This is a genomic window from Paracoccus sp. P2, from assembly GCF_046335115.1.
GTDB lineage: Bacteria > Pseudomonadota > Alphaproteobacteria > Rhodobacterales > Rhodobacteraceae > Paracoccus > Paracoccus pantotrophus.
In genome coordinates this window covers 1-8,371 of record NZ_JBGOSN010000082.1, presented here as the reverse complement: position 1 = coordinate 8,371, position 8,371 = coordinate 1, and the positions used below count along the sequence as shown (strand labels likewise).

Below are 8,371 nucleotides of genomic sequence, written 5' to 3'. Positions count from 1 at the left end.
CTCCGCGCGTCGGGCGATTGCTCAACCTGCGCCAATTGGCGTAAACACTAACCGGGCTCCGGTCGCGGCTGGATGAAAGTTCAGGGGCAGGTCACTTTCCCCCCAAGATAGGGGTCAAACTTGCATGCCGTTTCACAACAGTAACTCCTTCGGATTGCGGTCGCGCTTGTATTGCTCGATCGCATCCTCGACCGTCTGCTTGGTCAGGCTGTTCTTCAACTCGAAGGTGGCAACCGGCAGGCCGTTGATGAAGACCGCCGCGTCGAGCGACAGCTTGGTGGCGTCCTTCGAATAGCGCAGCTGGCGGGTGACGCTGAAGATATTCGCGGCGAACAACGCCTCGGCCTTGGCGTTGCCCGGGGTCGGCGTGCCGAAGAACAGCTCCACCGAGCCGGGGCCGTGCTTCACGCCGTTGCGCAGCACGTCGATGACGCCGCGCTTGGCGATCTCGCCCTGCAGTCGGTGCAGGAACTGCAGCCGCTTCGGTCCATCCTCGCCGATGCCGAGCGCCTCGACAGCCTCGGGCTGTGTCGCGTTGAGGAAGTCGAACAGCTTCGTCAGGTCAACGGCGTGGTCCCGGTCGAAATCCTTCGAAGCCCCGGCGACGTAACCCGCCTCGTCAATGAGCGAGCGGACGATGAGGGCTTCGAGGCCTTTCTCGCTGGTGTCCGTCGTCATCAGCCCGCCTGCAATGCACCGGCATCGATCCAGCCCTTCTTCTGAAGGACCTCCGCCGCCAGTGCGACCTGCCTCGGCGAGAACTGTTTCTTGCGATCATTCCACCCGTAAACCTTGGAGACCGCCTCATTGATCGAGTGCGGGGACTCGTGCGTGATCACCCAGTGGACCGTTGACAAAAGCTCAAGCCCGAATGGCGTCTCGAAGCCTTCGACGAGGCTGGCCACCTTGTCGAAACGGGCCCGCGTGTCTGGATGCTCTTCGAGGAATTCGTCGGCGTCCTTCACCGCTCCCGGCACAAGCTCGAGCTGCTTGTTGGGCGCATCGCCCCCGTCGCGGTAGCCGGAGACGAAATATCCCTCGATCTCGCGCAGGACGTGGGTCAGGTTCTCCGAATACGGGCCGTATGGACCCTTCACCACCCGAAGCCGCTCCATCGACGGCTCGCCACTGACTTTCATGAAATACATGAGCTTGTGCACCTCAAGCAGCGTCACGAACGGATCCAGAAGCCCGCTGAGGTAACGGTCCATCAGGCCGACCAGCGCCGCACGGCCGGGGGTCATGTTCGGGGCCGTCTGCCGCCTTGCCATCCGGGCCGGTTCCGGGGCGCCATTCGGCTGGAAGATGATGACATGCAGGTCGCTGAAGCCGCGCAGCGCCTCTTCGATCCTTGGCCGGACCTCATTCCAGTCGAGGCCGCCCAGCCCGCTGCCAAGCGGGGGAATGGCGATTGACCGAATCTTCCTCTCCCGAATGACTCGCTGCAGATCCTTCAGCCCCGCGTCGATGTCCTCCATACGGCTCTTGCCGCGCCAGTGGCGCTTGGTCGGGAAGTTGATGATGTATCGCGGGCTGGTCAGCTGGCCGGTCTCGAAGACGAACATATGGCCCGGCCGGACTTCCTCACGCTTGCAGGCTTGCTCGTAGGCACGGAAATTCTCCGGGAACGCGTTCTTGAACTGAAGCGCGATCCCTCGGCCCATCACGCCGACGCAATTCACCGTATTCACCAGGGCGTCGGCATCGGCGGCCAGAATATCGCCCGTCTTGTATTCGAACATCGCTGCCTCCCTCCCCATCAATAGTACCAATCCGGCTTGATTTCGACATGCGGCTTATGGCCCGCCGCCTGCAAGGCCGCCCTGACTTGCCCGTAGACCTGTTGCGACCTTACCCCGATCCGGGTCACAAGCTGCCATGGAAAAGCCCGTTCCATGAGAAATTCCGCCTGCTTGCCTTCCTTGACCGAGCGCGAGATGCCGTTCCCCGCCCAGCGGTTCGTCTGGACCGCGTCCCAGTTGATGGCGTCAAGCTGCTCGAGGTCGGCCCGGTCCTCGAAGTAATAGGCCCCGGCGTTCGACAGGGTGAAGGCCCAGCGGGACCGGTTCTGATTCGCCCAAGCGACGCTGTCGCGCAGGTCGGCCTCCAGATGGACAATCGGCCCCTGGCCGCCGCGATAGGCAAGTTCGGCATGGTTCGCGCAATGGATCAGGTAGAGCATGATCGAGCGCGGGCAGAAGTAGAAGGGCACGCAGCCGCCGACACGCAGGCCGGGATGGCTGGAAAGCTCGAGCTCGTTCAGCCGCCGTTCCTTGATGCTGGTCATCCCGATGGTGGTGCCCATGGCCGGGTTGGCCGCCGCGCGCCGGACGATCTCGGCATCGCACAGCAGACCGCCCTCGGCGATGATCGAGGGCAGCCGGTCCACGTGCACGATGTGATAGATTTTCGGGGCGGCGGGTGGCGGCATGGTCAGTCCTCGGCCTCCGCCAGTTCGTCCGTGTCCTCGGCGTTCAGGTCCTCATCCAGCGCGTCGTCCTCGTCGATGACCGGCTCGTCGGCGGGCGTCGTGATCTTGATGTGACGCACGTCCAGCTTGCCGGTGACGACATCGGCAATCAGGCGCTCGCGGTATTCCATGACGAGCGAGATTTCCGATTTCGCTTTCTCGATCGTCTGATTGATCTTCTGGGTTTCGAGTTCCACGAAGGCGAGGACGCGTCGCTGCTCTTGCAGATCTGGGAGGCCGAACATGAACTCCCGCATGAAGTTCAAGGGCACACGCTGCTGGCCCGCTGCCCCAGTCATTGCCATTTCGCCATCACGACGGAACGCGTGCAGCATCGTCACCTGATACAAAAAGCCGGGGTCGATTTCCGGGTTTGCTCTCAACACCACGAACTCTGTCGTGCCGAAGCCAATCTCGGTGTCGAGAGCGCCTAGATACGCGCCCTTCCCATTCTCGAAGCATGGCGTGATCTTGGCGACCACAACGTCATGCCGCCTAAAATAGGTGTATCCGCTCCGCAGGTCCGCGACCTTGCCACGCGCGCTACAGTCAACCTCACCGGCGACAGAAACGTTCTCCATGGGCAGGAAGACGACCTCATCGTCGTCGTCAAAATCCGTCGAGCTTTCCGTTCTGGAGGGGTTGAAGGAAGCAACCTGCTTGACCTTTCGAACCTCCCAATGCGCCGGAACCTCGGGCATCCAGTCGATGCCGGTGGGCTTCATCGGGGCGGCGGGGTTCAGGCCGCGCGTGACGGCGCGGTTGATGATCGCCTGCTTCTGCTCGTTCAACAGCCCGATCAGCCGCCGCTTGTTGCGGATCAGGCGGCGGACGCGACGATCATAGGATCTAACGAACTCGACAATCTGCCGCTGTTCGTCCTGCGGTGGCTGCGGGACATGAATGGCCCCGAAGCGATCCGAATAGAGGCGCAGGAAACCCGACATGCCGGTTCCAAGCCCTTTCGACTCCTGACGGAATTTCGCGCGGTAGATGTTCGTCTTGAAAAGGTTGATGAAGTAATCGGGTTCCATCGGCTGGATGGGCTGGAAAACCGCGTAGTCAGGACTCACCAGCCCGTCTTCGTGCGCCACTGCGAACATGCCGTTCGACGCTTGCATCCGGTTCAGGACCATCTGCCCCGCGCGAATGCGCTTGTATCCCTTCAATTCGTCAGGCGTGACCGGCTTGGTCGAAACCTTGGCATGCGGGATCAGGCCATGAGCCTGACGCAAGGATAGCAAGGTCTCCGTCCCCGTGTCGGTCCGGTCGTCGATTTCGCGAAAGAGGTATTTCCCGCGCCGCACATCCCAATGCGACGGGATCGCGCCGAGCCAAGGCAACCCGCTGTCGCGACAGGAGGCGTAGGGGGCAAGTCCCCCACGCTCCGCCGACGGCGCCACGGCAAGCGCGCGCGCCCTCATGCGCCCCGGCCTCCTACCAGCACGTCCTCCAGCAGGCCATCCGTCTGCCTCTCCAGCGCGCGGATATCCGCCTCGATCTGGTCGAGCGTTCGCAGCGGCTGCGGCTTGTAGAAATGCCGGGTGAAGCTGATCTCGTAGCCGATCACCGTCTTCGAGGCGTCGATCCAGGCGTCGGGCGCATGGGGCAGCACCTCGCGCCGGACGAAGGCCTCGATGCCGCCATCCTCAAGGAACGGCACCTGTTCGGTGTCCCGCAGGTCGGTATCCGGCTCGTAATCCACGACAACCGGCTTGCCATCGATGGTGGTGCGATAGCTGCCGTGCAGCGCGTCGTGGTCGATGTCGGCGCCGGCTTTCGGCTTCGCGACCCTGCGGATGACCGGCGCCGCCTCGGCCGCCTTGACCCCCAGCGCCGACATCAGCAGCTTCTGCCGCTTGGCGGTCATCCGGATGCCAAGCCCGGCGGCGGCCGCCTCCCCGGACGCCTGGCACAACGCGGCGTGCTGATTGGCAACTCCAGCCTTGTCGAGCTGTGTCTTCATCGCGAGCACGGCGTCCTTGGTCGGCTCCAGCACCGCGTCGAGACGCCGAATAACCGTCATCGGCAGAATGACATCCCGGTACTTTCCCCGGACATAGACGTCGCGCAGGATATCATCGGCGATGTTCCAGATGAAATTGCTGATGTTCAGTTCACTCAATGCCCGCCCCCGGAATTATCTTGCGCAGCCTGCTTTTGTTGATCGATCCATGCATCCAGATCGGCCCTCTTGAAGCGCCACGCGCCTGCAACCTTGAAGCCGGGCAGTTCACCCCGCTTGGCCAGGCGGTAGACCGTCTTTTCATCGACGTTCAGGTAACCAGCGACGTCGCGAACAGTCATCGCGGGTTCGGGCTGCATAACCATCCCTGTCCTCTCGAAGATTTCGGAGATCCTAGCAGGGGAAGCCGGGGTAAGCCAGTCCATCAGTGCCCATTCCTGTCACTGCTTGTCATCAAGGGGCACTTGCGCTTCCACCCCAGTGGGAACGGCTCCATCAATCGCGCCAGCGTCACCGCCGGTCCCTGCCGCCCGTCGAGAATGGCCTCCACGATGTCCGGCGCGAGGAGCGTCAGTCGCAGAAGCCGGGTGACGTAGGACACCGCGATCCCCTCACGTTCCGCAAGTTCGGCAATGGTGGCGAACTCGCCCGATTCCAGCATCCGTTTCCAGCGGAAGGCCCGGGCCAGTGCCTTGACGAGGGCATCGTCGGGGCGGCGCTGGGTCGCGGCCCCATCGGGGAGGTGCATCTCCTTGCGCCCGCCGCGCTTCACGATGCGGAACGGCACGCGGAGCGTCACGGTCTCCGGGATCGGAACCCCGCGGGTCATGCAGCTTCTCCGATGTCGCCGGCCAGCATCTCGCGGGCCAAACCGCTGAGCCCGTCGACGCGCAGCCGGACGTTGAGCCCGTCCGTGCCGATGTCCACGCTCTCGACTAGCAGCGCCACGATGCGAGCCTGCTCGGCGGGGAAGAGTTCGTCCCAAAGCGGGTCGATCTGCTGCAGCGCCGCGCGGGCATCGGCCTCGGTGATGTCGTCGGTGTGGGCCCGCGCCGCCTTCCACGTCCCCGCAACGATCTCGGGCTGGCGGAACACGGCGCGCAACTGGTCGAGCACGGCCGCCTCGATCTCGCCCGCAGGGACGCGGCCGACGGGGCACGCCCCCGCGCCGTGCTTCAGCACCGTCTGGCTGACGTAGTAGCGGTAGAGTCTGCCGCCCTTGCGGGTGTGTGTCGGCGAGAACGCTGCGCCGTCCGGCCCGAACAGCAGCCCCTTCAGCAGCGCTGGTGTCTCCGCGCGGGTGCGCGCGGCACGCTTGCGCGGGCTTTCGGTCAGGATGGCGTGGACCTTGTCCCACATCCCGGTGTCGATGATGGCGTCATGCTCGCCGGGGTAGCTCGCCCTTGTGGACCGCCTCGCCGATATAGGCGCGATTGCTCAGCATCCGGTAGAGATATTTCTTGTCGATCCGGTTGGCCGAAGCCTGGGTTGACGGTCACATCCACGCCTTCTCCTTCTTCGAGGCGGTTCCTCAGTCGATCGTCTATGACAACGACCGCTGTCTGGTGGCGAAGATCCTGCCAGACGGCACCCGCAAGCGTGCTTCGCTGTTCAGCGGTTTCCTGTCGCATTACCTGATCCGGGATCGGTATGGTCGCCCGGGCAAGGGTAACGACAAAGGCAATGTCGAAGGCCTGGTGGGCTATTGTCGTCGCAACTTCATGGTGCCGATGCCGGAATTCGCGACCTGGGACGCGTTCAACCTCTGGCTGGAGGAGCAATGCGAGCGGCGCCAGCTCGATGTCCTGCGCGGCGAAAGCGAAACGATCGGCGAGAGATTGCAGCGCGACCTCGCCGCGATGCGCCCGCTCCCGGCGGCACCGTTTGATGCCTGCGATCAGGCGACCGGGCGCGTCTCGTCGCAATCTCTGGTGCGCTACAAGACCAACGACTACTCGGTGCCGGTCGCTTACGGCCATCAGGACGTCTCGATCCGGGCCTATGACCGGGCTGATGGACGTGCTGCCGATCGTCGGCTTCATCCTGCTCTACGTCTTCGCCGCCACACGGGACTATTTCGGGGCGCGTCCCTGGATCGCCGCCCTGGTAACGGCGGGCTTCATTCCCTACGCCGCCGCGACGGTGCCGGTCTTCGCGATGATCCCCGGCCTCGGCTCGTCTGCCAGCTATGCGCCGGTGCCGCTGCTAATTCTGATCTATGCGCTGCTGCTGCGCAGACGCCTGCCGGAAACGGCGCGCGGCCTCGCCGTCGGCGCCGGGATCCTGATCGTCTCGCTGACCTTCCGCACGCTGGATCAGCCCCTCTGCGGCGCCCTGCCCTTCGGCACGCATTTCCTGTGGCATGTCCTCAATGCGGTGATGCTGGGCTGGATGATCGAGGTCTGGCGCCGGCATCGGTCGCGCTGATCCCGGATTCCGGCAAGTCATTGCACGACGCCGGAACGCGCCGCTCTACGCCACCCTGCCCTGCCGCACCCCGGCCCATGCCATTCACCGCCGATTATTCCACAGCGATTTCCATTGCTTATGCGGATTTCGGCGCCGATGCTGGCGATTATGACCTTGCCAGCCTCCCGAACCCAGGCCACGATGACGCGGAGCGAACGCGAGGCGCTGCTCGACGCCCTGCTGCTCGGCGCGCCGGAACTCGGCTTCACGCCCCGCGGCAATCCCGACCCGCGCCTCGTCAGACTGGTGCGTCTGCTGGGTAGGCAAGCCGCCAGGGACAATCTCGAGGCGCGGAACAAGACCAGGGAACCCGGCGCCTCCTGATCCGACAGGGAGAGCCGCCGTGAAGGTTGCCGTCTACGCCCGCTATTCGTCCGACCAGCAGCGCGATGCCTCGATCGCCGACCAGTTCCGCATGTGCCGGCTGCGGGCCGAGAAGGAAGGCTGGCAGGTGGTCGAGGAATATTCCGACCATTCCATCTCCGGCGCCAGCATGATCCAGCGCCCCGGCCTCCAGGCGCTGATCCTGGATTCCGCGCGCGGCCGCTTCGACATGGTGCTGGCCGAGGCTCTGGACCGGATCAGCCGGGACCAGGAGGACATCGCCGGCATCTACAAGCGCATGCGCTACGCCGATGTGAAGATGTTCACCCTGTCGGAGGGCGAGATCAGCGAATTGCATGTCGGGCTGAAGGGCACGATGAACGCGCTGTTCCTCAAGGACCTGGCCGACAAGACCCGGCGTGGCCAGCGCGGCCGCGTCGAGGCCGGCAAATCCGGCGGCGGCAATGCCTACGGCTACGATGTGGTCAAGAAGTTCGACGGCAACGGCGAGCCGATCCGCGGCGACCGGATGATCAACGAGGCGCAGGCCGAGGTCGTGCGCCGCATCTTCCGCGACTACGCCGCCGGCAAATCGGCCAAGGCCATCGCCGTGGCATTGAACAAGGACGGCATCCCCGCGCCCTCGGGCGGCGACTGGGGCTTCAGCACCATCAACGGCAACCCGCGGCGCGGCAATGGCATCCTCAACAACGAGATGTATGTCGGCAGGATCGTCTGGAACCGGCAGCGCTTCATCAAGGATCCCGATACCGGCAAGCGCCAGGCGCGTCCCAATCCGGAAGAGGACTGGGTAATCCAGGAGGTGCCGGAACTGCGCATCCTCGACGACGATCTCTGGAACGCCGTGAAGGCGCGGCAGAAGGACAATACGGTCGCGCGCGACGCGCGCGGCAACGCCGACGTCCGCAAGGTGAACTACCGCCGGCGGCCCAAATACCTGTTTTCGGGGCTGACCAAGTGCGCCTGCTGCGGCGGCGGCTATTCGGCGATCTCGAAGGAGCTGATCGGCTGCTCGACGGCGCGCAACAAGGGCACCTGCGACAACCGGATGAACATCCGCCGCGACGAGCTGGAATCTCGGGTGCTGAACGCCCTGCGCACCCGCCTGGTCGACCCCGACC

General features: G+C 64.3%; 8 protein-coding genes and 4 pseudogenes. 4 read left to right on the top strand and 8 right to left on the bottom strand.

Annotated features, from left to right (window positions below; translation table 11 throughout):
* Positions 1 to 132: 132 nt before the first annotated feature.
* The 8 genes and pseudogenes from ACDP63_RS23540 to ACDP63_RS23505 all read right to left on the bottom strand — a co-directional run.
* Complete coding sequence (locus ACDP63_RS23540) at positions 133 to 678, bottom strand: type I restriction endonuclease (RefSeq protein ID WP_409928736.1); 546 nt, start codon at positions 676 to 678, stop codon at positions 133 to 135.
* Entirely contained in the window at positions 678 to 1,742 is a 1,065-nt protein-coding gene (locus tag ACDP63_RS23535) for a macro domain-containing protein (protein WP_028717458.1), read from the bottom strand. The genes ACDP63_RS23540 and ACDP63_RS23535 overlap by 1 nt, the downstream gene beginning before the upstream one ends.
* Positions 1,743 to 1,759: 17 nt before the next feature.
* A complete protein-coding gene (locus ACDP63_RS23530) occupies positions 1,760 to 2,431 on the bottom strand; it encodes a DUF4433 domain-containing protein (RefSeq protein ID WP_028717457.1) in 672 nt (223 codons plus the stop codon).
* A gap of 2 nt (positions 2,432 to 2,433) precedes the next feature.
* Positions 2,434 to 3,894, bottom strand: a complete 1,461-nt coding sequence (locus tag ACDP63_RS23525; RefSeq protein WP_051476507.1) for a restriction endonuclease subunit S — start codon at positions 3,892 to 3,894, stop codon at positions 2,434 to 2,436.
* Positions 3,895 to 4,367: 473 nt separating this feature from the next.
* Positions 4,368 to 4,595: pseudogene (locus ACDP63_RS23520) on the bottom strand (type I restriction-modification system subunit M N-terminal domain-containing protein); the annotation flags it as partial.
* Complete coding sequence (locus ACDP63_RS23515; protein WP_232221010.1) at positions 4,592 to 4,861, bottom strand: helix-turn-helix domain-containing protein; 270 nt, start codon at positions 4,859 to 4,861, stop codon at positions 4,592 to 4,594. The gene ACDP63_RS23515 and the pseudogene ACDP63_RS23520, both read right to left, overlap by 4 nt.
* The gene (locus ACDP63_RS23510) at positions 4,861 to 5,265 is read right to left on the bottom strand and encodes a hypothetical protein (RefSeq protein WP_072464323.1); all 405 of its coding nucleotides are present in this window, start codon (positions 5,263 to 5,265) and stop codon (positions 4,861 to 4,863) included. The genes ACDP63_RS23515 and ACDP63_RS23510 overlap by 1 nt, the downstream gene beginning before the upstream one ends.
* Positions 5,262 to 5,910: pseudogene (locus ACDP63_RS23505) on the bottom strand (recombinase zinc beta ribbon domain-containing protein); the annotation flags it as partial. The gene ACDP63_RS23510 and the pseudogene ACDP63_RS23505, both read right to left, overlap by 4 nt.
* Here ACDP63_RS23505 and ACDP63_RS23500 point away from each other — a divergent pair.
* The 4 genes and pseudogenes from ACDP63_RS23500 to ACDP63_RS23485 all read left to right on the top strand — a co-directional run.
* Positions 5,909 to 6,439, top strand: a pseudogene (locus ACDP63_RS23500) (Mu transposase domain-containing protein); the annotation flags it as partial. The pseudogenes ACDP63_RS23505 and ACDP63_RS23500 sit on opposite strands and share 2 nt — an antisense overlap.
* Positions 6,438 to 6,863: pseudogene (locus tag ACDP63_RS23495) on the top strand (hypothetical protein); the annotation flags it as partial. The pseudogenes ACDP63_RS23500 and ACDP63_RS23495, both read left to right, overlap by 2 nt.
* A 150-nt stretch (positions 6,864 to 7,013) precedes the next feature.
* Positions 7,014 to 7,229, top strand: a complete 216-nt coding sequence (locus ACDP63_RS23490; RefSeq protein ID WP_409928735.1) for a hypothetical protein — start codon at positions 7,014 to 7,016, stop codon at positions 7,227 to 7,229.
* A 19-nt stretch (positions 7,230 to 7,248) separates the two neighbouring features.
* The coding region (locus tag ACDP63_RS23485) for a recombinase family protein (RefSeq protein WP_409928734.1) at positions 7,249 to 8,371 on the top strand (1,123 nt) is incomplete at its 3' end.

Bases quoted from the DNA above. Each gene is read 5' to 3' on its own strand.
- ACDP63_RS23540 (WP_409928736.1), bottom strand. From the start codon at position 678: ATGACGACGGACACCAGCGAGAAAGGCCTCGAAGCCCTCATCGTCCGC.
- ACDP63_RS23535 (WP_028717458.1), bottom strand. From the start codon at position 1,742: ATGTTCGAATACAAGACGGGCGATATTCTGGCCGCCGATGCCGACGCC.
- ACDP63_RS23530 (WP_028717457.1), bottom strand. From the start codon at position 2,431: ATGCCGCCACCCGCCGCCCCGAAAATCTATCACATCGTGCACGTGGAC.
- ACDP63_RS23525 (WP_051476507.1), bottom strand. From the start codon at position 3,894: ATGAGGGCGCGCGCGCTTGCCGTGGCGCCGTCGGCGGAGCGTGGGGGA.
- ACDP63_RS23515 (WP_232221010.1), bottom strand. From the start codon at position 4,861: ATGGACTGGCTTACCCCGGCTTCCCCTGCTAGGATCTCCGAAATCTTC.
- ACDP63_RS23510 (WP_072464323.1), bottom strand. From the start codon at position 5,265: ATGACCCGCGGGGTTCCGATCCCGGAGACCGTGACGCTCCGCGTGCCG.
- ACDP63_RS23490 (WP_409928735.1), top strand. From the start codon at position 7,014: ATGACCTTGCCAGCCTCCCGAACCCAGGCCACGATGACGCGGAGCGAA.